At 70.7% G+C, this 24803-nt stretch carries 25 protein-coding genes; 15 read left to right on the top strand and 10 right to left on the bottom strand.

The genetic code is table 11. The annotated features are described in order from the left end of the window. Nucleotides 1–16: 16 nt before the first annotated feature. On the bottom strand, nt 17–2812 hold the full coding sequence (locus AB0C03_RS12765; RefSeq protein WP_357636585.1) for a TIM-barrel domain-containing protein: 2796 nt from the start codon (nt 2810–2812) through the stop codon (nt 17–19). 135 nt (nt 2813–2947) lie between these two features. Next, on the bottom strand, nt 2948–3304 hold the full coding sequence (locus tag AB0C03_RS12760) for a hypothetical protein (RefSeq protein WP_156057391.1): 357 nt from the start codon (nt 3302–3304) through the stop codon (nt 2948–2950). A 236-nt stretch (nt 3305–3540) separates the two neighbouring features. Between AB0C03_RS12760 and AB0C03_RS12755 the strand changes: the two genes are divergently transcribed. From AB0C03_RS12755 to AB0C03_RS12745, 3 genes are read left to right on the top strand one after another with little or no spacing between them, the layout of a single operon-like run. Further along, nucleotides 3541–3882 carry a YciI family protein gene (locus tag AB0C03_RS12755; RefSeq protein ID WP_030330161.1) on the top strand — a complete coding sequence of 114 codons (342 nt, stop codon included), beginning with the start codon at nt 3541–3543 and terminating at the stop codon, nt 3880–3882. Then, entirely contained in the window at nt 3879–5075 is a 1197-nt protein-coding gene (locus AB0C03_RS12750; RefSeq protein ID WP_030330159.1) for an RNA polymerase sigma factor, read from the top strand. Before AB0C03_RS12755 ends, AB0C03_RS12750 begins: the two co-directional genes overlap by 4 nt. Before the next feature lie 53 nt (nt 5076–5128). Beyond that, a complete protein-coding gene (locus tag AB0C03_RS12745) occupies nt 5129–6502 on the top strand; it encodes a hypothetical protein (RefSeq protein ID WP_156057389.1) in 1374 nt (457 codons plus the stop codon). 50 nt (nt 6503–6552) lie between these two features. Here the strand turns inward: AB0C03_RS12745 and AB0C03_RS12740 are convergent, their stop codons facing one another. Next, the gene (locus AB0C03_RS12740; RefSeq protein ID WP_030330156.1) at nt 6553–7470 is read right to left on the bottom strand and encodes an expansin EXLX1 family cellulose-binding protein; all 918 of its coding nucleotides are present in this window, start codon (nt 7468–7470) and stop codon (nt 6553–6555) included. A gap of 55 nt (nt 7471–7525) precedes the next feature. Next, nucleotides 7526–8128, bottom strand: coding sequence for a TetR/AcrR family transcriptional regulator (locus AB0C03_RS12735; RefSeq protein WP_030330154.1), 603 nt, complete (start codon nt 8126–8128; stop codon nt 7526–7528). A gap of 132 nt (nt 8129–8260) precedes the next feature. Between AB0C03_RS12735 and AB0C03_RS12730 the strand changes: the two genes are divergently transcribed. Then, complete coding sequence (locus tag AB0C03_RS12730) at nt 8261–9109, top strand: SDR family oxidoreductase (RefSeq protein ID WP_030330152.1); 849 nt, start codon at nt 8261–8263, stop codon at nt 9107–9109. A gap of 42 nt (nt 9110–9151) precedes the next feature. On the opposite strand, the gene AB0C03_RS12725 is transcribed toward AB0C03_RS12730, so the two are convergent. Then, a complete protein-coding gene (locus tag AB0C03_RS12725) occupies nt 9152–9772 on the bottom strand; it encodes a TetR/AcrR family transcriptional regulator (RefSeq protein WP_030330150.1) in 621 nt (206 codons plus the stop codon). 141 nt (nt 9773–9913) lie between these two features. Here AB0C03_RS12725 and AB0C03_RS12720 point away from each other — a divergent pair, with 141 nt between their 5' ends. The 3 genes from AB0C03_RS12720 to AB0C03_RS12710 all read left to right on the top strand — a co-directional run bounded on the left by AB0C03_RS12720 (nt 9914) and on the right by AB0C03_RS12710 (nt 13057). Further along, on the top strand, nt 9914–10693 hold the full coding sequence (locus AB0C03_RS12720) for an SDR family oxidoreductase (RefSeq protein WP_030330148.1): 780 nt from the start codon (nt 9914–9916) through the stop codon (nt 10691–10693). Nucleotides 10694–10891: 198 nt separating this feature from the next. Further along, nucleotides 10892–12115 carry an epoxide hydrolase family protein gene (locus tag AB0C03_RS12715; RefSeq protein ID WP_030330146.1) on the top strand — a complete coding sequence of 408 codons (1224 nt, stop codon included), beginning with the start codon at nt 10892–10894 and terminating at the stop codon, nt 12113–12115. After that, nucleotides 12116–13057 carry a redoxin domain-containing protein gene (locus AB0C03_RS12710; RefSeq protein WP_051708256.1) on the top strand — a complete coding sequence of 314 codons (942 nt, stop codon included), beginning with the start codon at nt 12116–12118 and terminating at the stop codon, nt 13055–13057. Here AB0C03_RS12710 and AB0C03_RS12705 read toward each other — a convergent pair. Further along, a complete protein-coding gene (locus tag AB0C03_RS12705; RefSeq protein ID WP_030330143.1) occupies nt 13044–13928 on the bottom strand; it encodes a transglutaminase domain-containing protein in 885 nt (294 codons plus the stop codon). The two genes, AB0C03_RS12710 and AB0C03_RS12705, sit on opposite strands and share 14 nt — an antisense overlap. A gap of 65 nt (nt 13929–13993) precedes the next feature. Between AB0C03_RS12705 and AB0C03_RS12700 the strand changes: the two genes are divergently transcribed. After that, nucleotides 13994–14584 carry a GNAT family N-acetyltransferase gene (locus tag AB0C03_RS12700; RefSeq protein ID WP_030330141.1) on the top strand — a complete coding sequence of 197 codons (591 nt, stop codon included), beginning with the start codon at nt 13994–13996 and terminating at the stop codon, nt 14582–14584. 142 nt (nt 14585–14726) lie between these two features. On the opposite strand, the gene AB0C03_RS12695 is transcribed toward AB0C03_RS12700, so the two are convergent. Next, nucleotides 14727–15317, bottom strand: a complete 591-nt coding sequence (locus tag AB0C03_RS12695; RefSeq protein WP_081883752.1) for a GrpB family protein — start codon at nt 15315–15317, stop codon at nt 14727–14729. Nucleotides 15318–15482: 165 nt separating this feature from the next. Between AB0C03_RS12695 and AB0C03_RS12690 the strand changes: the two genes are divergently transcribed. Genes AB0C03_RS12690 through AB0C03_RS12680 form a run of 3 tightly spaced genes read left to right on the top strand, consistent with a single transcriptional unit; the run spans nt 15483 to nt 17807 of the window. After that, nucleotides 15483–15815 carry a PadR family transcriptional regulator gene (locus AB0C03_RS12690; protein ID WP_030330137.1) on the top strand — a complete coding sequence of 111 codons (333 nt, stop codon included), beginning with the start codon at nt 15483–15485 and terminating at the stop codon, nt 15813–15815. Then, nucleotides 15809–16819, top strand: a complete 1011-nt coding sequence (locus tag AB0C03_RS12685) for a hypothetical protein (protein ID WP_209444513.1) — start codon at nt 15809–15811, stop codon at nt 16817–16819. The genes AB0C03_RS12690 and AB0C03_RS12685 overlap by 7 nt, the downstream gene beginning before the upstream one ends. A gap of 31 nt (nt 16820–16850) precedes the next feature. After that, nucleotides 16851–17807, top strand: coding sequence for a hypothetical protein (locus AB0C03_RS12680; protein ID WP_245233570.1), 957 nt, complete (start codon nt 16851–16853; stop codon nt 17805–17807). A gap of 3 nt (nt 17808–17810) precedes the next feature. Here AB0C03_RS12680 and AB0C03_RS12675 read toward each other — a convergent pair whose 3' ends face one another. Beyond that, the gene (locus tag AB0C03_RS12675; protein ID WP_030330131.1) at nt 17811–18308 is read right to left on the bottom strand and encodes an NUDIX hydrolase; all 498 of its coding nucleotides are present in this window, start codon (nt 18306–18308) and stop codon (nt 17811–17813) included. 176 nt (nt 18309–18484) lie between these two features. Between AB0C03_RS12675 and AB0C03_RS12670 the strand changes: the two genes are divergently transcribed. The 4 genes from AB0C03_RS12670 to npdG all read left to right on the top strand — a co-directional run bounded on the left by AB0C03_RS12670 (nt 18485) and on the right by npdG (nt 21895). Beyond that, nucleotides 18485–18688 carry a hypothetical protein gene (locus AB0C03_RS12670; RefSeq protein ID WP_030330129.1) on the top strand — a complete coding sequence of 68 codons (204 nt, stop codon included), beginning with the start codon at nt 18485–18487 and terminating at the stop codon, nt 18686–18688. Nucleotides 18689–18771: 83 nt separating this feature from the next. Further along, a complete protein-coding gene (locus AB0C03_RS12665; RefSeq protein ID WP_081883751.1) occupies nt 18772–19584 on the top strand; it encodes a hypothetical protein in 813 nt (270 codons plus the stop codon). A gap of 80 nt (nt 19585–19664) precedes the next feature. Beyond that, complete coding sequence (locus tag AB0C03_RS12660; RefSeq protein WP_210865448.1) at nt 19665–21095, top strand: RNB domain-containing ribonuclease; 1431 nt, start codon at nt 19665–19667, stop codon at nt 21093–21095. Nucleotides 21096–21196: 101 nt separating this feature from the next. After that, nucleotides 21197–21895, top strand: coding sequence for an NADPH-dependent F420 reductase (npdG, locus tag AB0C03_RS12655; protein ID WP_030330123.1), 699 nt, complete (start codon nt 21197–21199; stop codon nt 21893–21895). Between the two features lie 52 nt (nt 21896–21947). Here npdG and panB read toward each other — a convergent pair whose 3' ends face one another. Both panB and AB0C03_RS12645 read right to left on the bottom strand, forming a co-directional pair. Further along, nucleotides 21948–22793, bottom strand: a complete 846-nt coding sequence (panB, locus tag AB0C03_RS12650) for a 3-methyl-2-oxobutanoate hydroxymethyltransferase (protein ID WP_210865449.1) — start codon at nt 22791–22793, stop codon at nt 21948–21950. Between the two features lie 196 nt (nt 22794–22989). Next, nucleotides 22990–24747: an NAD+ synthase gene (locus tag AB0C03_RS12645; RefSeq protein ID WP_210862815.1), complete on the bottom strand. Its 1758-nt coding sequence runs from the start codon at nt 24745–24747 to the stop codon at nt 22990–22992. Nucleotides 24748–24803: the final 56 nt, after the last annotated feature.

Below are 24803 nucleotides of genomic sequence, written 5' to 3'. Positions count from 1 at the left end.
TCTCAGGAGCGCCGTCTCAGTGCTTCTTGAACACCGGCATGGTGTCCAGGGTGGTGGTGATGTTCTGCGTGGTGCCGCCCCGGTACGTCTTCCCGGTGAAGATGTCGGTCCAGCTGTTGCCCGGCGGGAACCACACCGACGTGGTGGCGGTGGTGCCGGGCGTCGTCACCGGTGCCACCAGGTAGTCCGGGCCGTAGAGGTACTGCGATCCGGCGGTGGCGTACGCGGCCTGCTCATTCGGGTACGCCAGGTACATCGAGCGGACGATGGGCGTGCCCGTGCGGGTGGCCTCCTTGGCGGCGGCGTAGGTGTAGGGCTGCAGTTCCTTGCGCAGGTTCAGGAACTTCTTGGCCGATGCGTTGGCCGCCGGACCGTACTGCCAGGGCAGCCGGTCGCTGTGGTTGGAGTGCAGCCGGTCGATCGGCTGGAACGTGCCGAACTGGACCCACCGGGCGTAGAGGTCGTCGGGCAGCTTGGTGCTGCCCGGCTCGGTGCCCGGCTCCTGGAGGCCGGCGGTGTGCCCACCGATGTCGTGGCTGACAGCGGCCAGCCCGGTCGCTGCCGACTCGCCCGGCGTGTAGCCGACCTCCATCTGCAGGGTCGACCAGTCGGAGGTGGTGTCGCCGGTGAAGTGCAGCGTGGTGCGCTTGTCGGCCCACGGTCCGGTCGACACCGGGGTCGGGCTGCCGTAACCGCCGGCCTGCAGCGAGCCGTACGCCCGGGAGAAGGCGAAGCCGGTCTTGTCGGCGTACTGCTGGTTGATCCAGGCGTCCCCGGTCACCCCGGCGAGCGAGGACTTGGTGTTGTCGCAGCACCAGTCCAGCCACCACAGGTCGGGGCCCTTGCTGCCCTTCGGCAGCATCCCGTCGTGGAGCTGCATGTATGCCTTGAGCTGGTCCGGATCGCCAAAGTCGAACGCGTAGCAGTCGGGGCCGCCGTTGCAGCCGACGCGCTGCAGCTTGCCCTTCGCGGTGGCCTGCGCCTGCGCGAACTTCGGGTCCGAGCCGAGGATGCTCGGGTGGATGTTGATGCCGGTGTGCAGGCCCTGCTTCTTCGCCCAGGCGAAGAACGCTTTCGGGTCGGGGATGCGGGTGGGGTCGATGCTCCAGCCGTTCCACTTGTCCGGGGCCTTGACGTCGGTGTCGAGGACGAGCACGTCCAGCGGCACACCCTCGGCCTTGGCCCGGTTCACCAGGTCCTGGAACTCGGTGGCGGTGCGGTCGTAGTACTCGGAGTACCACACCCCGTACGCCCACCGGGGCAGCAGCTTCGTGGGCCCGGTCAGGGTCGACAGGTCCTTGAGACCACGGGTGAAGTCCTGCCCGTACGCGAAGACGTAGCCGTCCTGTTCAGGGGCGGGCCGGGGCTTGGTGTCGCGCAGGGCCGAGGCCGAGTCGTCGAGGAGGTACCAGCCGTCCTGGTAGAGCAGGCCCGGGGCGGTGAGCGCGGCACCGGTCACGCCGTCCAGACCGCGGCGGTAGCCGCCGAGCGGCGCGTGCGGGGCGAGCAGCGGGGAGTCCTTGCTCGTCACGGCGACGGTGTCGACGTTGACGTTGCAGCTGGCGTCGGTGGGGCAGCCCAGGGTCACGGTGGTGGTGCCGCGGTCGAGGTGGACCGGCACGGAAACGGTGTTCCAGTAGTCCCACCCGCTGGTCGGCGCAAGAGTCGCCGTGACCGGTGCCGCCGTCCCGGCGGTGACCGACATGGTGCGCGCCTGGCTCGGCTGGGCACCGGCCTGGCCGTTGGCGTAGCGGATCTGCAGCTGGTAGTCGCCGGCAGCCGGAACATCCGTCACGGTGAGCGCGACGGCGGACGTGGTGCTTTCCAGGCCAGCCAGGAATCCCGTACCGGAAGCGCCGTTGTGGTCGTTCGCGGGCCTCGCGCCGCCGGTCAGCGCGCCGGTCTCGGCCTCGCCCAGGGTGCCGAACCGCAGCGACTGCGGCTGGGGCGCGGCCGGTGCCGGGTACGCCGCATCCGGGTTCACCACCGCGAGGCTGTCGATGTTCACATTGCCGGAGTCGTTGGGGCCCCGCACGATGCTGATCTCGTGACGGCCCGCGGTGAGGTCGACCGGCACGCTGGCCAGGGCCCAGGTGTCCCAGTTCGCGGTGGGCGGCAGGGTCAGCGTGCGGCCGGCGTCGCCGTCGACCTGAACGGTGAGGGTGCGGGCCACGTTCTGGCCGTCGCCGCCGGTGCTGTTGGCGTAGCGGACGGTGAGCTGCTTCGTCCCGGCCTCCGGTGCGTCCAGCGCGAACGTGGCCGAGTCGCCGGACGAGGCGAAACCGGCAGCGAAGCCGCGCCCGGTGTGTCCCTGGTGGTCGGTCGCCACACCGGGGCCGTTCAGCTGTAGCGACTCGGCCTCGCAGAGCGCGCCGAACGCGCAGGCCGGCGCGGTGTGGCCGGCCCAGGGCTGGCCCTGCACGAGCTGCTTGCCGGTCTTGAGCTGCACGGTGAGATTGTCGGCGGTGAACGCCCCCGAACCGACCTGGTAGCGCAGCGTCATCGCGCCGGTGTCGATGGTGAGCCAGCCGTGCTCGACGCGCTGGGTGAAACGCGTACGGGGGAAGTCGTCGCGCCCGATGGCGTTGAAGGTGGCGGCGTCGGTGAACCTGCCGTGCTTCTGGTACTCGGTGCGGATCAGGGTTGGGGACAGCACCTCGAAACGTGCGTTGCCCGACCGAACGGCCCCGTCTTTCGCCTTGTCGCGGCTGGCCTGGGCCGGCGCGGACGGGGCGAGCGCCAGCCCCGTGACGAGAATGCCGACTGCGGCGGCTGCTGTCGCACGGCGGTGCGGTGAGTGCCGATAGAGCAAGATGTGCTCCTCGTCTCATATGGAGGAAATGAGTCGATGACAACGCTGTCACTCGCCCGAAACGGCTGTCAACATGCGTCGGAGGGTGTCCCTTCTCTCTTTCCCGCCCGGTCAGCAGCTCGACACGTACGGGGTCTAGGGACCGGCGTCTTCGGCGTCCCAGCCCAGCTTTCCGAGTGCCCGCACTACCGCGCCCGCGCGCGGAGTCCAGAACAGCAGGACCTGGTCGCGCCCCTCGACCTCGAAGGAGACAGCCGTCGCCGGCAGCGGGAACCGCCCGTGGAACGGGCGGTGCGCCAGCGCGGTCACCCAGAAGTGTTCCAGGGTGTCTGATCCGGTACGCGAGGTGAAGGTCAGCGTGCTGTCATCGGCGTGCAGCTTCACCGTCGGCCAGGCCATTCGACGGACGGCTCTGAGGGGGTTGCCCCGGGTGAAGTCGAGGCGGTCCACGTAGGTGAGCCCGCCACGGGTATCGAAGGATTCCGAAATCACCGCCGGATGCTACGCCGGGTACGAGGGCGGAAGCCCGGGATTCGCTCTCGCAGCGTTCCTGACGCCGGAGGTCGACCGCCGCCGGAACGGGGTGTGGTCACCGCAGTGCCGCGCCCGGTCGTTGACAGGTACCCGGGAACAGGTTCGGCTGGTTGTCGGATGGGGGCCCTCGCTGGTCGTCTGGTTGGTGGAGGCGCTTCACCCGCCTCGTCCCGTAGACCGCTGCTGGAGGAACGATGAAGTACGTGCTGATGTTCGTCGACACACCACAGTTCGCCGCCGACCTGGCCGCCATGGACGAACCCGAGCGCAACCGGGCCTACGCCCGCGTGCAGCAGTGGTTCGCCGACCACCACGACACCATCACTCATCACGCCTACCTGATGCCGTCGGACACCGCCACCACGCTGCGGCTGGACCGAGGCGAGCCGCTGGTTTGCGATGGTCCGTTCGTGGAGGGCAAAGAGATCATCAGTGGCTACGCCGAAATCGAGGTGGCCGACCTTGACGAGGCGCTGCGGATCGCCAGGTCCTGGCCGGCCTGCCCGGTGGTGGAGATCCGTCCCATCGCCGGATGAGCAAACCGACACACGCCGAACTGGCCCGCGTGGTCCGCGATCACGCGGGCCAGCTCGCCGCGTCCCTGGTGCATCTGGTCGGTGATTTCAGCGCCGCGGAGGACCTCGTCCAGGACGCCATCGAGGCCGCGCTGACCCATTGGCCGGTCGAGGGCATTCCTGAGCGGCCAGCTGCCTGGATGTACACAGTGGCCCGCCGCCGTGGTCTGGACCAGATCCGCCGCGACCAGCGTCACCGACGCAAGCTCGCGCTGGTGGCGTGGCCGGTCGAGCCACCACCGGACGACCGACTTCGGTTGATCTTCACCTGCTGCCATCCGGCGTTGCCTCGGGCCGCCCAGGTCGCCCTCACCCTTCGGGTGGTGTGCGGTCTGAGCACCGCGCAGATCGCCCGAGCGTTTCTCGTTCCGGAGAGCACCGTAGGGCAGCGCATCACCCGCGCCAAACGGAAGATCAGCGACGCGGCCATCCCGTACCGGATCCCGTCGGAAGACGATCTCGGCTCGCGGCTCATCGAGGTCCTCGCGGTGATCTATCTGCTCTTCAACGAGGGGTACCTGTCCACTGGCGGCGACCGGGCCCAATCCCGCGACCTGGCTGACGACGCCGAGTTCCTCGCAGCCCTGCTGCATCAGCTCATGCCCACCGAACCAGAGGTCGCGGGTCTGCTCGCGCTCATCCGGCTGCACCGGGCCCGGGCCAGCGCCCGCTTCGACCGGGACCACGAGATCGTCCAGCTTCAGCACCAAGACCGAGCTCTCTGGGACCACCGGTCGATCGCCGCCGCTGGCCGGCTGGTGGCCCAGGCAGCAGCGCGGAAAAGACCGGGCCCGTACCAGCTTCAAGCGGCCATCGTCGCCTGCCACGCGGAGGCCGGCCGGTGGGAGGAGACCGACTGGACCCAGATCGCGGTGCTCTACGACATGCTGCTGCGCCTGGCACCATCACCTGTCACTCGGCTGCACCGGGCGATCGCCCTGCGCTACGTCAGCGGGCCGTCAATCGCGCTCACCGAAGTCGACGCCCTGGCCGGTGAACTGAACGACTACCACCTGTTCCACGCCACCCGAGCCGAACTGCTCCGCGACCTCGGCGACACCACCCAGGCACGCACCGCCGACGAACGCGCCCTCGCCCTGGCCACCAACCCGGCCGAACGTTCGCTCCTGCGCCACCGCCTCAACTGGGCCTGAGCTCACCTCGCCGTTCGTGGCGAGGGCTTGACCTCGTGCTCAACGATGAGCTGGTGAAGGTACGGCAGCCGTACTTCGACCGTCTCGTCCTCCTGCTGTTCGGGATGCTGTTGCTCACCGGCGCTGTCGGGATCGCGTACGCGATGCTGGACGTCGCCTGGGTCGGCCTGTTCCTGAGCGCGGCGGCCGTGGCGTTCGGCCTGGCGACAGGTGGCCGGCTGGTGCGGGACGCGGTGTTGCCGTTCCGCGTCGATGTCGATCCGCAAGGCTTGTCGGTGCGGACATCGAAGCTCAACCGCCAGTTGCGGTGGGACGAGGTCGACGCGGTCGTGCTCGCCGACCCACCCGCGACCGCCGGCCGGCACCTGCTGCGGGGCCCGCGCCTGCTCCTGGTGCCGGCGGCCGGGGTGAGCCTGGGTGTCCCGCTGCCCGAGAAGAGCCCGGTGGACGGCCGGCCGGCCATCGAGCTGTTCGAACTCGCTGAGGTGGCCTACGACGAGGACGAGTTCACGCGGGACCTGGCGGTGCTGGCGGGTGAGCGCTTCCAGCAGCTGAGCCGACAACTGGTCCCGCCGGCCGACGGGGTTCCCCTGCGGCGCTTTCCGGACCAGCCCGAGCGTGCCCGGCTCAACCGGTGGCTGGACCGACGCCGGGCCGTGCTGTTCGTCGGCTGGTACCTGGTCGTCCTCGTCCCGGCGCTGGTGCTCGTCGTCGTGGCGACACAACGCAACGAGCTGCTCGGCGCCATCGTGCTGGTCGTGTCCCTGGTGGTGGTCGGCATCGTCACCACAGTCGTTCGGCGTCTCACCGAGAGTTGCCGAGACCTGATCGACACCGAAGCGATGATCGACGGCGCTGACCTGGTGATCGGTTCCGCTCCGGCATCGCCGCGGATCAGCCTGCTCTCCGGGATCGTCACGGTGTTGCGACCGGGTCAGCTGAAGGGCTTCGGCGATGCGTGGCTGCTCGCTCGCTCGACGGACGAGGAACCCCTGGTTCCGCTGCTGCTCCTCGGTGATCCACGTACCGGGCTGCTCCGTGACCGGGACGACCTGCGCGCGCTGGAGGCGGTGCTGCGTCGTTCCGCCGACGAACGGGACCGCGCCGCGGGCCGGCAACTCGACGAATTGGCGGCGCGGGCACCGGCATCGCCCACCATGCCCCCGGCGGGCGCCCGGCCCGCTCGGGCCCACGCGACAGCCCTGTGGCAGGCGTCGAAGGGGGTGGGACGCGCTGTCGTACTGCTCGGCGTCGTGGTCACGGTGGTGATCGCGGGGGGCTGGGTGGTGGAGGAAGCGGCCTTCGTGGGGCCCGCCCTGATCGTCACCGCCGTTGGCATGCTCGGCGTCTGGATCGTGTACGCGGTGTACCGCGTACTGGTGTTCGGTGCGGCGCTACTGACGATTGTCGCGCGGGTGTTCCGCTGAGGCGGATCCTGCGTGCCCGCAAGGATTGACGACGGTGTTCGGCAGGTCGGTCAGCAGCGAGGGGCGTCGAGTCCGGCGGCGCCGGCGAGCGCCTCGACTGTCGCCGTCGGCGCTGCCGATTCCGTCGCTGTCGGCGAAGGCGCGGCGCTGGGGGTCGGCGGGGCCGCGGGGGAGTTGCCGGGTGTGGGGGAGGCGCTGGCGAGGGTGGCCGTGCTGCGCTGCACCTGCTTGGTGACCATCCGGATGGTGGTCGCGGTCGCCTGGCGTCCGTACACGTCGGTCACCCTGATGCTGTACGGCCCGGGGCCGATCCCGCCCTCGATGGTCCAGTGGTTGTCGCTCTGGCGGACGGCCTTGCGGAAGCCGCCACCCGGCCCCTTCGCCTCGACCGAGCGCAGTGGGTTGCCGTGGTTGCCGACCTGCACCGCGAACCAGTACCGCGAAGCGCCGCCCTTCATCCGGAAGGTGAGCCCACCGTCGAGCGAAGGGTTCACCACCGCCCGGTACGTGACGGGCGCGATGCCCTGCGACCGGTCGGCGATCCTGGTGAACGCCTCGGTGGAAAGGTCGATCTTGCTGGGTCCGCAGCCGCCGCACTGGTCCATCACCATGACCCGGACCGTGCCCTTCGGACCACTCACCTGCAGGTAGCTGCCGCAGGCCGCCGATCCGGAGTACTGGGCTGCGCCGAGAGCCACGTAGAGCCGGTCCGCCGGCGGGCCCGGGAAGGAGCAGTTGCCACCCGAGCGGCCCGCGTCGTAGAAGCTGGCCTTGCCCTTGTGGACGGCGTTACCGGTCGGCGGCGCGGCGCAGGCCGGGGTGGCGCCGCCGCGTACGGCGAGGGTGATGCCGAGGACGGCGGCCAGGGTGGCCACCCCGGCACCGGCCAACCAGTGTCTGACCCGCCGACTCACCCGGGGCGTGCGGGCCGGGAGATCGTTGTCGGGGGCCGTGCCTGGTGCCGTCACGGCGCCTGATGTTGCCGCACCACGCTGCGGCAGCGCAAAGTCGTCCCACCGATCGTCACTCGTCGGATCGGCGGGGGCGCAATCCGTTGAGGGCGGTGCTGACGACGAGGTCGGCGTACTCGGCGGTGAGCGGGCCGCTGCGGTGCAGCCAGCGACTGAGCAGCGGCCCCCAGATCAGGTCCACCGCCACGTCGAGGTCGACGTCGTCGGCGATCTGGCCCGCCTGCTGGGCGCTGCGCAGGCGCTGCCGCTTGGCCTCCTTCAACGGCCCGTCCAACCGTTCGGCGTACGCCGCGGCCAGCTCGGGGTCGAGCGCGATCTCGGTGGCCAGCGCGCGCATCGGTTGCTCGAAGCGGGGGTCGTTCATCTCCTCGACCGTCGCGCGCAGCACCACTGTCAGGTCCGCCGCCAGGTCGCCGGTGTCCGGCAGCGTCGGCGGCCCACCCTCGGTGGCCTCGCTGAGCATGAGGAAGGCGTCGAAGATGACAGCGCCCTTCGACGGCCACCAGCGGTAGATGGTCTGTTTGCCGACGCCGGCCCGCGCGGCGATGCCCTCGATGCTGAGCTTCGCGTACCCCGTCTCCTGAAGCAGGTCGAAGGCCGCGGTGAGGATGGCGCGCCGCGAGGTCTCGCGCCGGCGGGCGGTGTTGGGCGTCATGGGGCACCACGATAGCAACGACGAGACGGACCGTCTCGTCTTGACGTGGTGTCGGGGTGCGTCTAGCCTTCAGCCGTAACGAGACGAACCGTCTCGTCTCGTTTCGTCTCGTCAAGAGGAAAGAGGCTTCGCATGCGCACCCCCTCCGGCGCCGCCCCCCGTACCTGGTTCATCACCGGCGCCAGCCGCGGCCTGGGCCGCGCCTTCGCCGACGCCGCGCTCGACCGCGGTGACCGGGTGGTCGCCGCCGCCCGGACCATCGCGCACCGCGACTTCGACGAGAAGTACGCCGACCGGCTGCTGGCCCTGACCCTCGACGTCACCGACCGCGCGGCCGTGATCGCGGCCGTGGGCACCGCCGTCGAGCACTTCGGTCGGCTCGACATCGTCGTCAACAACGCCGGCACCCTGTCCATGGGCATGATCGAGGAGTTCACCGAGGCCGAGGCGCGCGCCCAGTTCGAGGTCAACCTCTTCGGCGCGCTCTGGGTCAGCCAGGCGGTGCTGCCACACCTGCGCGCCCAGCGGTCCGGCCACATCGTGCAGGTCTCCAGCATCGCCGCGCTCGGCGGCTTCCCCAGCACCGGCCTGTACAGCGCGAGCAAGTTCGCCCTGGAAGGGATGAGTGAGGCGCTGGCGATGGAGGCGGCGGCCTTCGACGTCACCGTCAGCATCGTGCAGCCGGGCGGCTACTGGACCGACCTCTACACCAGCGTGCGCGCCACCACTCCGATGGACGCCTACGCACCACTGCGTGCCGAGATGGAACGCCAGTGGGCGGAAGGCTCGATCGACAGCGAACCCCGGCTGGCCGCCGAGGCGCTGCTGCGGCTGGTCGACAGCGACGACCCGCCGCTGCGACTCCTGCTCGGCAGCATGGTGTACGACCTGGCGTTCGACATCTCCCGCCAGCGGATGGACACCTGGGCGGGTTGGGAGCAGGTCAGTCGCGCCGCCGAAAAAGCCGTCGAGCGCCCGTGACCGGTCCTGCCGGGCGTCGGTGCCGTGCGCGGACGTCGGTGGTCACGTCGTGGCGTATCGGGCGGCGGTGGTGCGGACGGCCTCGTCGACCACCTGGGCGGTGCGTTCGGCGCTCACCTCCCAGCCCGGCACCAGCAGCGTCGGCCAGAAGACGTAGTTGGAGATCATGCCCAGGAACTGGGTGGCCGCGAGTTCGGCGTCCTCGACCCGCACCGTTCCCGCCTCGTGCTCAGCCAGGAGGTAGCTGCGGACGGACTCGAAGTAGGGCATCTTCCCGCGCGAGAACTGCGCATGGGCCAGCTCGGGGAACCGCGGCAGTTCGGCGATGACGATCCTGAACAGGTCGGTCATCTGGGCGCGGCCCAGCAGTGCGGCGTAACGGCGGCCGATGATGCTCAGCCCGGCAACGACGTTGCCCGTGGGCGGAGGGTCCTCCTCGTCGGCCGTCGACCAGGACTCGGTCACGATGGCGTCGAACAGCGCGGCCTTGCTCGGAAACTGCTTGAACAGGGTGGCCCGCGAAACTCCTGAGCGCTCGGCGATCCGCGCCAGCGACGTCCGGTCGTAGCCCAACTCGAGAAACAGCGCGGTCGCGGCCGTCACGATCAGCGCCCGCTTCTCCTGGGCGACGCGCTGGTGATACGTGGTCAAGGCCCTGCTCATGGGCCGAGCATACGAGGTGAGTGGCTTGACTCGCCTCTGCCGTCCGCCTAGTGTCAGGCCAGCGGTGAGTCGACCGGCTCACCACTGGCCGCCCGGTCATCACCACGACGGTCATCCACCCCCGTACCGAAGGAGCATCTGATGCCCCGCTTCGACAACCAGACCGTGCTCGTCACCGGTGGAACCGGCGGCCAGGGCGCGAGCCACGTGCGCGCCTTTCACGCCGAGGGAGCGAACGTGGTGATCGGCGGCATCGACGCCGAGCGCGGCGCCGCTCTCGCCGACGAGCTGGGAACCCGCGCTCGTTTCGCCCGCCTCGACGTCACCGACGAGAGCTCGTGGTCCGCCGCTGTGCTGGCCGCCGAGAGCGCCTTCGGCGCCCTGAACGTGCTCGTCAACAACGCCGGCGTGCAGAACCCGCCGGCGACGATCGACAACACCGAGCAGGCCACGTGGTCGCGCATCCTCGACATCAATCTCACCGGGACCTTCCTCGGCATCAAGGTCGCGGCCCCCGCGCTGCGCCGGGCGGGAGGGGGAGCCATCGTCACCATCGGCTCGACAATGGGCCTGGGCGGCACGGCTCACTACGCGCCGTACGTCGCCAGTAAGTGGGCCGTGCGAGGCCTCACCCAAACGGCGGCACTCGAGCTCGGCCGCGACCACATCCGGGTGAACACCATCCACCCCGGCGTGATATCGACCCCCTTCATCCACGAACCAGCAGCTGGCGCAGTCGCGGCAATCGCCGACTTCTACTCACCCGAGCCGTTCGCGATCCCCCGGCTCGGGGAGCCGACCGATGTCAGCCGACTTCTCCTGTTCCTCACCTCATCGGACGCGTCGTTCATCACGGGCTCGGAGTACGTCATCGACGGCGGACTCCTCCTCGGCCCCGCCCTCCAGGCCGAGACCGCATGAGGTCGCTGTCCGCTGTGTCGACCGCCGTCCGGAAGGCAGTTGAGCAAGTGTCGACTTCGCCGACCATCGCGGTCGGCCGACACTAGGCTCCGAGATATGGCGGCGGCGTGCCCATTCATTGGCACCTGAGTCCGGGCAGAGCCTGCACCCGATGCTTTCTCCTCGCGAGGCGCAAACCTAGACGGAGAGGAAAAACGCATGGCTGTCAAAACCAAGACTCGTCCGGGCACCACGGAGATCCGGCCGTTCTCGGTCGACATTCCCCAGGCCGACCTTGACGACCTGAAAAGGCGCATCAAAGCCACCCGCTGGCCGGACAAGGAAACGGTGGACGACCAGTCGCAGGGAGTGCAGCTTGCCACAATGCAGGCCCTCGCGCGTTACTGGGAAAAAGAGTACGACTGGCGCAAGGTCGAGGCGAGGCTGAACGCCCTACCACAGTTCATGACCGAGATCGACGGCCTCGACATCCACTTCCTCCACATCCGTTCGAAGCATGAGGACGCCCTACCGCTCATCGTCACGCACGGGTGGCCGGGCTCGGTGATCGAACAGATGAAGATCATCGACCCGCTCACCAATCCCACCGAGCACGGCGCGAGCGCCTCGGATGCCTTCCATCTGGTGATCCCGTCGATGCCTGGTTACGGCTTTTCCGGCAAGCCGAGCATGCCCGGCTGGGACCCGCAACACATCGCCACCGCCTGGATCGAGTTGATGAAACGCCTGGGCTACACGCGATTCGTGGCGCAGGGTGGCGACTGGGGTGCGCTCATCACGGATCTGATGGGGGTGCAGGCACCTCCGGAACTGATCGGCATTCACACCAACATGCCGGGTGTGTATCCGCCCGACATCGATGCGATGCTCCAGTCCGGTATCACTGGTGCTAACAATCCCCTCGCCTCGCTCCCGTCCAACCTCTCCGACGATGAGAGGCGCGCCTGTGAGCAGGCGGACTTCTTCTGGAAGCATTCCAGCTACGCCCTTGAGATGGGACGCGCGCAGACGCTGACCGGTTTGGCTGACTCGCCCGTCGCCTTGGCGACCTACATGCTCGACCATGACGCCGCCAGCCTGAAGCTCATTTCCGAGTCCGTCGCCGGGCAGCCCCGAGGCATCACGCCGGAGGACCTCCTCGACAACATTTCGCTCTACTGGTTGACGAACACCGGGGTCTCCTCGGCTCGGCTGTACGCGGAGAACAAGCTGTCGTTCTTCGCCGCCAAGGGCGTGAAAATCCCGGTCGCCGTGAGCGTCTTCCCCGACGAGCTGTACGAGGCGCCGCAGAGTTGGGCCGAGCAGGCGTACTCCAACCTCATCTACTACAACAAGCTCGACGTGGGCGGGCACTTCGCGGCCTGGGAACAGCCGAAGATCTTCTCCGAAGAGCTTCGCACCGCCTTCCGGTCGCTGCGCTAGATGGCCGTGCACCTGCCCCCGCTCAACGGGGCGGCCGAGTGGCTCAACTCCGAGCCACTCGGCCCCGCCGACCTGCGCGGACGCGTCGTCCTGGTCAACTTCTGGACGCTGACCTGCATCAACTGGCTGCGCCAGGAGCCGTACGTGCGCGCCTGGTCGCACGCCTACCGCGACGACGGGCTTGTCGTCGTCGGGGTGCACACGCCCGAGTTCGGCTTCGAGCACGACGTCGACTGGGTGCGGCGGGCGGTCGCTGCCCGGTCCATCGACTACCCGGTGGCGGTCGACAACGACTACGTGATCTGGCGTGCCTTCGGCAACCACTACTGGCCGGCGCTCTACTTCGTGGACACCGACGGCGTCATCCGCGACGACCACTTCGGCGAGGGACGCTACGAGCAGTCCGAGCGGGTGCTCCAACAACTGCTCGGCATCGAGCGCGCACCCGTACCCGTCGAGGGGGTCGGCCCGGAGGCGGAGGCCGACTGGGCCAACCTGCGCACGCCCGAGACGTACCTCGGTTTCAGTCGCGGTGAACACTTCGCGTCGCCGAACGAGCCGGCGCTGGACGAACGCCGCGAATACCAGGTGCCGCAGAGCCTCGACCTCAATCAGTGGGCCCTGGCGGGGGAGTGGACGATCGGTTCGGAGAACGTCGTGCTCGACCGGGCCGGCGGCGGCGTCGCCGTCCGGTTCCACTCCCGCGACGCGCATCTCGTGCTCGCCCCCGGGGCGGGACGGTCGATCCCGTTCCGGGTGCTGCTCGACGGCGCTGCTCCCGGCCCGTCGCACGGCGTCGACGTCGACGCCGACGGCAACGGCGTCCTCCAGGACGGCCGCCTCTACCAGCTCGTCCGCCAGGACGACGCGATCCGCGAACGGACCCTGGAGATCACGTTCGGCGAGCCCGGGGCCGAGGCGTACGCCTTCACCTTCGGCTGACGCGCAGCTCGACGGTGCTCACCGTGCCGGAGACCGGCGAGAAGCTGCGCACCCGAGCGCCGGGACGCAGCCGGCTGTCGGTGGCGTACCGGTCGGCCAGCGCCTTCTCCGCGGCCTCGTCGCCGTCGTCCGCCTGGAGCAGCAGCGCGGCGATCTCGTCGGCGAGCGTGAGGTCGGCGTCGGCGAGGTCGTCGGTCATCGCGCCGAAGCTGTCCCACAGCAGCAGCTCATCCTTCTGCCGATGGGCCAGCTCGTGCATGACGTAGTTGTAAATGAACCAGGCGCCGTGGACCGGCAGGTCGGGAGCCACGCCGTAGACGTCGGGATCGGTCGCCCCCGCCCGGTACGCCGACCACACCCGCGCCGCCGAATCGAAGAGACCCGCCCCCGGATCGATGTCGTAGCCGTCGAACCGCCAGTCGCCAGCCGGGTCGAGCTCCGGGTCCGCCCAGACCCAGCGGTGGCCGTTCCAGTACTCGACCAGGACGTGATCGTGATGCCAGCCGGGCGTGAAGTAGGAGGCGAAGCCGACCCGGCTGCGGCTGGGAATGCCGTGCTGGCGCAGGATCGCGACCGACAGCAGTGTGTGGTCCCGGCAGCAGCCGGCCACCCGTTCGGCTGCCGGGCGCCCGCTCGTGAGCGGCAGGGGAAAACGGGACTGGTCGGTGTCGAGGATGCGGTCCATCCAACGGTGGTTCACCTCCTCCAGCCGGTCGTCGGGCAGCTCCACGCCGCCGGCCCGGTAGTGGACGATCACGTTGCGGACGGTCGCCGCCACGGTGGGGATGTCGGTCGCCACGGCGTCGAGGAGCCCGCCGTGCCGGCCGGGAGCGCTGTAGGGGGAGTGGTTTCGGTAGTCATCGAGGTTCATGGCGGCAGTCTTCGGCCCGCCACCGTGTCAGGGTCAAGGCGCATTTCCGGCTAGTGTCGACTGCTGTGACAACGCCCGAGATCACCATCGCCACCCCAGCCGACCGCGACGCGGTGGTCGGTTCGCTGGTCGCCGCGTTCGTCAAGGACCCCGTGCTGCGGTTCCTGTTCCCGGACGAGGAGACCTACCCGCGCTACGCCGCCATCTTCTTCGGGAACCTCTTCGACAAGCGGGTGCACTGGTCGTCGATCTGGACGATCGGTGCCGGCGCGTCCGCCGCCATCTGGGAGCCGCCGGCGGCCGAGCAGCCGGGCATCGTGCCGGCCGTCGTGTCCGGGTCGCCGAAGGAAGATCCCTACCCGGCCGATGTGCTGGCCCGGGTGCAGGGCTACGACGACACCGTGCACGACGCCCTGCCGACGTACCCGTTCTGGTATCTCGGTGTCCTGGGCACCCACCCCGACAGCGCCGGACGCGGTTGGGGTCGGGCCGTCATGCGGGCCGGGCTGGCTCGTGCCGCCGCCGACGGCCTGCCGGCGATCCTGGAGACCAGCAACCCGGGCAACGTCGAGCTGTACCGCCGGGCCGGCTGGGAGGTGGTGGGCTCCCTGTCCGAGCCGGTGCCCACCTGGATCATGCAGCAGCCGCCGCGCTGAAACGTCACGGTTGGGGGATCAACCCCGGACCGTCGGCTGGCGGTCCGCACCCGCGGCCCACCGCCCGATCTTGGACAGTTTCCGTTGGCTAGTAACGGAAACTGTCCAAGATCTGCGCGTGGACGGCGGCGACACGAGGTCGTCAGGCGGCGAAGACGCGGGCGTAGATCTCGTCGATCACGTCGTTCTTCGCCAGGCTGTAGTCGCGGGGCCGGTGCGCCGTGTCGCGCGCGAGGCGGCGCTTGGTCTCGGCGTACCGCTCCCGGTCGTCCGGATGCGAGCGCAGCCAGTCGCGGAAGAGCCGGTGCCGGACCGGCTCGGGCGCGCCCTGCGGCCAGACATGCAGGTTGACGTCCTCGGCCGGGCCGACGAGCATCCGATGCCCGTGCCACCAGGGCTCGCGCAGGACGAGCCGGTACCCGAGCCGCTCCAGCGCGGGGAGATAGGCAGGCTCCGTCGCGGTGTCCTCGACGGTGAGGTCGACGTCGATGATCGGTTTGGCCGCCAGCCCCGGCACCGCCGTGGACCCCACGTGTTCCACACCGAGGGCCACGTCGCCCAGCGCTTCGACGATCGACGTGCGGACGGCGGCGAATCGCTGCGCCCAGGCCGGGTCGTACTCCTCGATGACGATGGACGCCCAGGTCCGGGGCGGCTCGCCGACCAGGCCGGCGTCGACTTGTTCGGGGGTGGCGTGGAAGCGCTGCACGACGTCCTGCGGGTACTCGGCCACGTCAACCTCCTCGGAAGAAGCAAAGTCCGCCAGACTACGTGACCGCCGCGCCGCCAGCCGACCGCGCGGTGCGGCGGCGACGCCACGACGATCGATGCGGCCCCACCCGACCGACGCGCGGAGAAGGTGCTCCCACCCTATGTAGAGTTCCGATACAGTGGTCGGATGCGGATCACGATTCCGGTCGCGAAGGTGCTCGCGGCGCTGCTCGCCGAGCCCGACGAGCAGCACTACGGGCTGGACCTGATGCGACTGACCGGCCTGCCCAGCGGCACCCTCTACCCGGTGCTGCACCGGCTGCAGGGGGCCGGCTGGCTGGCCTCCGACTGGGAGGCGATCGACCCCGCCACGGCCGGCCGACCGGCTCGCCGCTACTACCGGCTGACCGCCGAAGGCGTGGCGCAGGCCCGACGGACGCTCGCCGAGCTGCGGGCCGCGATCCCCGACGGTCGTCCGTCCTGGGGCGTCACCGAACCCACCGGGGCGCCAGCGTGGTGACCCGCCGGGCCGCCGAGCTGCTGCTGGAGTTGGCCGCCCGGCGCTGGCCGGCCGAGGTCCGCGACGACCTGCGCCGCGAATGGGCCGCCGAGCTGCACGTGCTCGCCGAGACTGGTCGTTGGACGACGATGGTCGGCTTCGCGGCGAGCCTCGCCGTCAGTCGTGCCGGTGCCCCGCTCGTCGACCGCACCCTGATGCGTGGTCGAACCGGCCGCACTGTCGCCGCGTTACTGCTGTCCCCGATCGCCTGCGTCGGGATCGTGGCCGTCGGTGCGTTGGTGATGTTCCCGGTCTACAACTGGTTGATGTTCCGGGCAGGTTGGGCGGAGCGGGCGCAGAAGCCGATCTGGACGACTGTCGTCATCGTGCTGGCGGTCGTGTTGGCGGTGTTCGCTGCCCGCTGGGCCCGGTACACCGCCCTCGCCAGTCCGTTGCGCATAGCGCTCGGCGTGGTCATCCCGCTCGGCGCGGCCGTCATCCTGTTCGTGCGCGTCACCAGTCCCGAGAGCCTGGCCGGCGCCGTACCCGGTCTGTTGCTCTGGTTGGCCGGCCTGACCCTCGCCCTCTGGGCCGCGGCGAGCCTCGCCGCCCGGGGTCGCCTCCGCGCCGCCTGGTGGGTGGGCGTCCTCGGCGCGCTCGTCGCCGCCGACCTCGCGGTGATCCTCCCCGTCGTCGACACCTACCCGGGCGGAATCGGCGCCGGTCCGGTGATCGAGGCACGGGAACGCGTCGACCCGATCTCCGCGCCGCTGTGGCTCTTCGCCTGCTGGACGGACTGGAACTTCGGCCTGCCCCGGCCGATCCAGTGGGAGATCTTCCTGATCACCAACCGGGTGCTGGTGGAGCCCATGCTCTACCTGGCCTGCATGCCGTACGCGCTCGCCTACACCATCCGGGCGGCCCGGTTCGCGCCCGCCGCTCTGGGGGCGACGCGCAGCGCCACCGGCTGGACGTCCACGTCGAGCCGAAAGCCCAACCCGGGCACCCGAGCGGCGAACGGGTGAACGCCACGCGAGCAACCACCGGAGCGCCGGCATGCTGACCCGTCGGATCGCCGAGCTGCTGCTGGGGCTGGCCGCGCGCCGCTGGCCGGCCGACGTCCGCGACGACCTGCGCCGCGAATGGGCCGCCGAGCTGCACGTGCTCGCCGAGAACGGTCGCCGGACGACGATGGTCGGCTTCGCGGCGAGCCTCGCCGTCAGCCGAGCCGGTGCCCCGCTCCTCGACCGCCGCCTGATGCATCAGCGGGCCCGCCGTACCGCCGCCGCCCTGCTCCTGGCCCCCCTCGCCTGCGCCGCGATCGTGGTCGTCAGCGCGCTGGCCATGGCGCAGGTCTACAACTGGCTGTCGATGCTGGTGAGCTGGTCGAGCGCGGTGCAGTTGCCGCTCTGGTCGATGTTGATCCTCGGCTTCGCGGTGCTGTTGGCGAAGTACACGGCACGGTCGGCCCGGCACACCGCACTGCACGGGCCACTGCGCATCGCGCTCGGCGTGGTGCTCCCCGTCGGTGTGGCCGCACTCGGGCTCATGTCCGTCATCAACGGCAGTGTCCTCGGCAGCTTCGTACCCGGTCTGCTGCTCTGGTCGGCGGGCCTGACGCTGGCCCTCTGGGCTGCGGCGAGCCTCGCCGCCCGGGGCCGGGTCGGCGTCGCCTGGTCGGTGGGCCTCGTCGGCGCGCTCGTCGCCGCCGACCTGGCCGTGATCCTCTTCGTGATCCAGACCATTCCGGGGCCTGGCACCGTTGCGGCCGACGCGATGACAGCGGACAGCGTCGACCGGATCTCCGCGCCGTTGTGGCTCTTCGCCTGCTGGACCGACTGGAACTTCGGCCTGCCCCGCCCCACGTCGTGGGAGATCTTCCTGATCACCGACCGCCTGTTGCTGGAGCCGATGTTCTACCTGGCCTGCATGCCGTACGCGCTCGCGTACACCATTCGGGCGGCCCGGTCCGCGCCCGCCGTGCCCGTCGCCCTCGCGCCGACCCCGGTGTGAACCTCAGTCGGGCACGTCGTCCCACGTCGTGCCCGGCTCCAGGTAACCGGCCAACTGGTTTTCCCGCAGCGCGTACGCGATGACCAGCAGGGCGTGCTTGTCCAGTTCGGGCAGCCGGTCCAACGGGAACCACCGCACGTCCAGCGACTCGTCGTCGTTGACCCGGGCGGTGCCGGCCATTAGCCGACACAGAAACCCCAGGTTGAGGTATTCGCACCGGTCCCCGTTCGGGTACGTGTGCGGGTGCGACACGGCGCTGGACATCCGCACCGGCGCCACGTCCAGCCCCGTCTCCTCACGCACCTCGCGGACCAGCGCGGTGGCCGGCTGCTCGCCCGGCTCGACGAAACCACTGATCACCGACCAGCGCCCGTCGTCGGCGCGCTGTCCGAGCAGCAGCTCACCGGCGTCGTTGCGGACCACCGCGCTGACGCTCGGCAGCCAGAGCAGGTCGTGGCCGACGTGCTTGCGCATGCCCACGATGTAGTCCGGAATCGCCATCCGGCGATCATAGAGGCGACGCCACCGCGCGGCTCACCTGCGCATCTTCTGGTGTTCCAGTCCCACGCGTTTCGCCGTTTCGGCCCGACAGAGCCGATGCATATCTACTGTGGAGATCGTCGGCGACTTGTGCGATCCGGTGGCGGCCGGCCGGTTCGCGGTGCACAGTGATTCCCATGAGCGACAGCGAACGTGGTGGGCAGTTCTACTGGTGCACCCGACATCACCGGGTCGAGACGGACGCCAACGTGTGTCCGGCGAAGCACGTTCTCGGGCCGTACGACTCGGCGGCCGACGCCGAGAACGCCCTGCAACGAGTGCAGGAGCGGAACGAGGCGTGGGATGCCGAGGACGCTCGTTGGGCCGGGGACGACAGATAGGCGGCGCGGGACGGCTCGCGCCGAGGCATTTCGTGCTCCGCGAGGACGCACGCGAGAGCACGTCCCCCGAGGAGGGAACCACGATGGCCGAAGCACAGCAGGCCACCAAGCGCCCGGCCGCCCGACGCACCACCGCGAAGAAGACCGCCGCGGCGGAGCGGAACACGGCGGCGAGCCGGACCACCCCCGTGCGCAAGTCCACCGCCGGTGCCGCGAAGGCACCGGCCCGCAAGGCGGCCGGTGCGGCAGGCCGCGCGCCGGCCAAGAAAACCACCACGGCGGCGAAGAAGGCCCCCGCGAAGAAGGCACCGGCGAAGCGGACCACGACCAAGACCACCGCCGCGGCCAAGAAGGCGCCGGCGAAGACCGCTGCCGCCACCCGCAAGACGACCGCCACCGCCAAGCGCGCTCCGGCGTCGGCGGCGCGCAAGACCACCACCGCCGCGAAGAAGACCACCGCTGCGACGAAGAAGACGGCGAGCGCGGCGAAGAAGACGACGGCCTCGGCGGCGAAGAAGACCACGGCCGCGAAGGCGCCCGCCCGTAAGACCGCCACCGCGGCGAAGGCCCCGGCGCGCAAGGTCGCGACCACGGCGTCCGCCGCCAAGAAGACAGCGGCGAAGAAGACGACAGCGGCGAAGAAGACCGCGTCCACCCGCCCCAGCGGCGGCGCGCGCAAGGCCCCGGCCAAGAAGGCCCCGGCCGCGAAGGCGACCGGCACCTCGTCGACCACCGCCCGCAAGGCGGCGGCGAAGAAGGCCCCGGCGAAGAAGACCGTCGCGGCCAAGGCGCCGGCGCGCAAGGTGACCGCCCGCAAGTCGCCGGCCCGGCCGGTCGCCGCTCGGGCCACCGCACCGAAGGGCGCCCGCTCCGCCGCCCGGAAGGCGACAGGCTGAGCACGGACCACCTCTTGCCAGGTGGAATTCCCGGCCGGTCACCGGAAGCGGATCACCGGTGGCACTGTCAGGATTGACCCGTGGTCATCCGACGCGTACTCGCGCCCCGCATCGACTTCGGCGCGTTGCGCCGGGAACTCGGCCTGCCCGAGGATTTCCCTGCCGACGCCCAGCGTGAGGCCGACGAGGCGGCTGCGGCACCGCCGCAGCCGCCCGTCGACCGCACCGACATACCGTTCGTCACCGTCGACCCCGCCACCTCGCGGGACCTGGACCAGGCGATGCACCTCGCCCGCCGCCCGGGTGGCGGCTACCGGGTGCGGTACGCGATCGCCGACGTCGCCGCGCACGTCACCCCTGGTGGGGCGTTGGAGGCGGAAACCTGGCGGCGGGGGCAGACCATCTACCTGCCCGACGGGAACGTGCCGCTGCACCCGCGCACCCTCAGCGAGGGTGCCGCCAGCCTGCTGCCCGACGTCGACCGGGCCGCGGTGCTCTGGACCATCGACCTGGACGCCGACGGCGCCACCGTGGCCGTCGAGGTGGAACGCGCCCTGGTCCGCAGTCGCGCCAAACTCGACTACCCAGGTGTGCAGGCGGCGGCCGAGGCCGGACGGCTGGCCGACCCGATCGCCCTGCTGCCGGAGATCGGCGACCTGCTGACCGCGCGGGGGTTGCGGCGCGGCGCCATCAACCTGCCGCTGCCCGAGCAGGATCTGGAGCCCGATGGTGAGGGCTGGCGGCTGGTGCTGCGCGCGCCGGTGCCGATGGAGGAGCACAACGCGCAGATCTCCCTGCTGACCGGGATGGCCGCCGCCGACATCATGCTGGCCGGCCGGGTCGGCCTGCTGCGGACCATGCCGGCGCCCAAACCGGAGGCGGTGCAGCGGCTCCGGGCCGCCGCCGCCCCGCTGGGCGTGCACTGGCCCGACGACGTGGGCCCGGGACAGGTCATCGCCGCTCTGGACCCGGCCCAGCCGCGCGCCGCGGCGTTCATCGACCAGGCGGCCGAGCTGATGCGCGGTGCCGCGTACACCGCCTTCGACGGGGAAGTGCCGGAGCAGCCGGAACACGGCGGTGTGGCAGCCGCGTACGCCCACGTGACGGCCCCGTTGCGGCGGCTTGCCGACCGGTACGCCACCGAGGTCTGCCTGGCCCTGCACACCGGCCAGCCGGTGCCCGACTGGGCCCGCGCCGCCCTGCCCCGGCTGCCCGAGGCGATGGCGAGCACCGACCGGATCGCCTCGTCGGCCGCTCGTGGCGCCGTCGAGCTGGCCGAGGCGGCGGTGCTGGAACACCGGGTCGGCGAAACCTTCGACGCGGCCGTCCTCGACGTCGACGCCCCGCCCAACGGCAAGTCCCGGCCCCGCCCGCCCGGTGGCACCGTCGCGCTGGACGCCCCGCCCGTACGCGCCCGCTGCCTCGGCCAACTGCCGCTCGGCGAACGCGTGCGGGTCCGGCTGGTCACCGCCGACCCGGCGGCCCGGAGCGTCCTGTTCGAGCTGGCCTGAGCGCTGCCGGTGTTCGTGAGCGCCGGGGGAGTCCGGGGCAGCGGGGATTCTCACAACGCTCGGCGCTGCTGACCCACCGGGCGGTTTGCGAGGATGAGGCCATGGCATACGACGCGAGCACGCTGCCCGACGTGTCCGGGCTGACGGTCGGCATCATCGGTGGCACCGGCGACCAGGGGCGGGGCCTCGCCTACCGGTTCGCGCGGGCCGGTCAGACGGTGCTGATCGGATCGAGGTCGGCCGAGCGGGCCGCCGAGTCCGCGGCCGAGATCGCCGCCCTGCCCGGGGTGCCGGCCAGCGGCAGCGTCACCGGTGCCGCCAACGACGAGGTGGCCCGACGCAGCGACGTGGTGATCATCGCGGTGCCGTGGGACGGGCACGCCGCCACCGTCGCCGCCCTCGCCGAGCCGCTCGCCGGCCGGATCGTCGTCGACTGCGTCAACCCGCTCGGCTTCGACAAGCAGGGCCCGTACGCGTTGACGGTCGACGAGGGCAGCGCCGTGCAGCAGGCCGCCGCGCTGCTGCCCAACTCCCGGGTCTGCGCCGCGTTCAACCACGTCAGCGCACCGCTGCTCGCCGACCCCGAGGTCGACCGGATCGATCTGGACGTGCTGATCTGCACCGAGGACCGTGAGCTGGTCGACATCGTCGGCGCGCTCGCCGCCCGGATCCCCGGCATGCGGGGCATCTACGCTGGCCGGTTGCGCAACGCCCACCAGATCGAGGCGTTCACCGCCAACCTGATCGCCATCAACAAGCGCTACAAGGCCCACGCCGGCATCCGCGTCACCGACCTCTGAGCCTCGGTGTCGGGGTGTCCCACCCGTGCGGGGGACACCCCGACACCGCTGGCTAGAAGGTGTGCTCGGCGGCGGGGAACTCGCCGCCGCGGACCTCGTCGGCGAACCGGCGGGTGGCGTCGGTGAGCGCGCCGGCCAGGTCCGCGTACCGCTTGACGAACCGGGGGGCCTTGCCGGTCCGCAGCCCGGCCATGTCCTGCCAGACCAGCACCTGCGCGTCGGTGTCCGGGCCCGCACCGATGCCCACTGTGGGAATCGGCAGCTCGTGGGTGATCCGCTTGGCCACCTCGCCGGGCACCATCTCCAGCACCACAGCGAACGCGCCCGCCTCCGCCACCGCCCGCGCGTCGGCCAGCACCTCGTCGGCGGTGTCGCCCCGGCCCTGCACCCGGTAGCCGCCCAGGGTGTGCTCGCTCTGCGGGGTGAAACCGATGTGCGCCATCACCGGAATGCCGGCCCCGACGATCGCGGCGATCTGCGCGGCGTTACGGCGGCCACCCTCCAACTTCACCGCGTGGCAGCCACCCTCCTTCATGAACCGGACGGCGGTCCGCAGCGCCTGGGCCGGGCCCTCCTCGTACGAGCCGAACGGCAGGTCACCGACGATCAGCGCCTGCCGGGTCGCCCGCACCACCGCCCGTACCAACGGGAGCAGCTCGTCGACGGTGATCGGCAGGGTCGTCTCGTAGCCGAACACGTTGTTCGCTGCCGAGTCGCCGACCAGCAGTACCGGGACTCCCGCCTGATCGAAGATCGACGCCGTGTACTGGTCGTACGAGGTGAGCATCGGCCACCGTTCGCCGCGCTCCTTGGCGGCCATCAGGTCGCGGGTGCGGACCCGTCGGGTGGCCGGGCCGCCGTACAACGCGGTCACCTCGTTCGGAGTGGACTCCACCATCTCTGTCTCCCTTCCTCGAGGCCGCCTGCGCGGTCCCCGGGTTCCGTCGCGATCGTCGCACCGCGCGACGGGCTGACGGCAGGGCCCAGTGCAAGATGTCACTCCGGCCGGGGCGAGAAGGCGGCGACGTGACCGCCAGGTCACCGTGCGGCGGCGCCGGGCCGCGTCACCGACCCGGCACCCCCAGGGGTACGGCTCAGCCGTGCTCGCGCCACCGGTTCGTGATCGGCAGACGGCGGTCCCGACCGAACGCCTTCATGGAGATCTTCGTGCCTGGCGCCGACTGCCGTCGCTTGTACTCGGCGGTATCCACCAGCCGCAGCACCTTGTCCACGATCGCCGGGTCGTGACCCGACTCGACCAGCCCGTCACGGCCGAGGTCGCCGTCGACGTAACCGATCAGGATCGGGTCCAGGACGTCGTAGTCGGGCAGGCTGTCGCTGTCGAGCTGGCCCGGGCTCAGCTCGGCGCTGGGCGGCTTCCCGATCGAGTTCTCCGGAATCGGTGCGGTCTCACCGCGCCGCGCCGCGTCCATGTTCCGCCACTTGGCCAGCCGCCAGATCAGCGTCTTCCAGACGTCCTTGACCGGGTTGAAGCCGCCCACCGAGTCGCCGTACAGGGTGGAGTAGCCGACCGCCAGCTCGCTCTTGTTGCCGGTGGTCAGCACCAGGTGGCCCTCCTGGTTCGACAGCGCCATCAGGATCACGCCACGGACCCGGGCCTGCAGGTTCTCCACTGCCACCCCGGACAGCGACAGGTTGGCCAGGAAACCGTCGACCATCGGCTGGATCGGCTCGACGCGGTAGTCCAGGCCGGTGCGCTTGGCCAGGTCGGCGGCGTCCTCCCGGGAGTGCTCCGAGGAGTGCTGGCTGGGCAGCGACACCCCGACCACCCGGTCCGGCCCGAGCGCGTCGACGGCGAGGGCGGCCACCACCGCCGAGTCGATGCCGCCGGAGAGGCCGAGCACCACCGAGGGGAACCGGTTCTTGTTGACGTAGTCGCGCAGGCCCAGCACCAGCGCCTGCCACACCTCGGCCTCGTCGGCCACCGGCTCGATCAGCCCGCCGGTGACGGCCGGGCCGGCCGGCAGGGGCGGAACGCCGTCCAGGATGCTGTGCACGATCCGCATGCCGTCCGCCACCGTCTCGGTGGTCGGCGCGGTGCCGGCGGCCGGCAGCTCGACATCGTGTACGAGCAGGTGCTCGACGAACTGCGGGGCCCGGGTCAGCAGCTCACCGTCCGCGGTGACGATCATCGAGTCGCCCTCGAAGACCAGCTCGTCCTGGCCGCCGGTCATGTTGACGTACGCGATGGCGGCACCCGCCTCGGCGGCCCGGCGGCGGACCAGCGGCAACCGGATGTCGTCCTTGTTCAGCTCGTACGGCGAGCCGTTGATGTTGACGACCAGCCCGACGCCGGCCCGCCGGGCGGCGGCGAACGGACCGCCGGCCTGCCACAGGTCCTCGCAGATGGTCAGCGCGACGTCCACACCGCCGATCCGCACCACGGTCAGCTCGTCACCGGAGACGAAGTACCGGTCCTCGTCGAAGACCCCGTAGTTGGGCAGGTGGTGCTTGAAGTAGCGGGCGGCCACCACGCCCCGGTGCAGCAGCGCCGCGGCGTTACGGGCACCCCGGCCCGCCTCGGCGTCCCCGCTGACCTGCGGCGGCCCGTCGGCGTCCAGGTAGCCGACCACCACCGGCAACTCGCCGAGACCGTCGGCGGCCAGGTCGGCGGCCAGCCGCTCGACGGCCGCCCGGGACGCGGCGACGAAGGACCGCCGGAAGACCAGGTCCTCGACCGGGTAACCGGTGAGCATCATCTCCGGGAAGAGCACCAGTTGGGCACCGGCATCGGCGGCCTGGCGGGTCCAGCTGCGGACCAGGTCGGCGTTTCCGGCGATGTCTCCGACGGTCGGGTTGACCTGGGACAGGGCGAGACGCAGGGTGGGCATGCCTTCATCTTGCCCCAGCCTCGTGGCGACAATCCGTACCCTCGGACGAGATTGCC

The sequence above is a fragment of the Micromonospora parva genome, from assembly GCF_040649675.1.
Lineage (GTDB): Bacteria > Actinomycetota > Actinomycetes > Mycobacteriales > Micromonosporaceae > Micromonospora > Micromonospora parva.
Note: the sequence above shows the minus strand (reverse complement) of the source record. Positions and strands in the feature narration are given on the sequence as shown.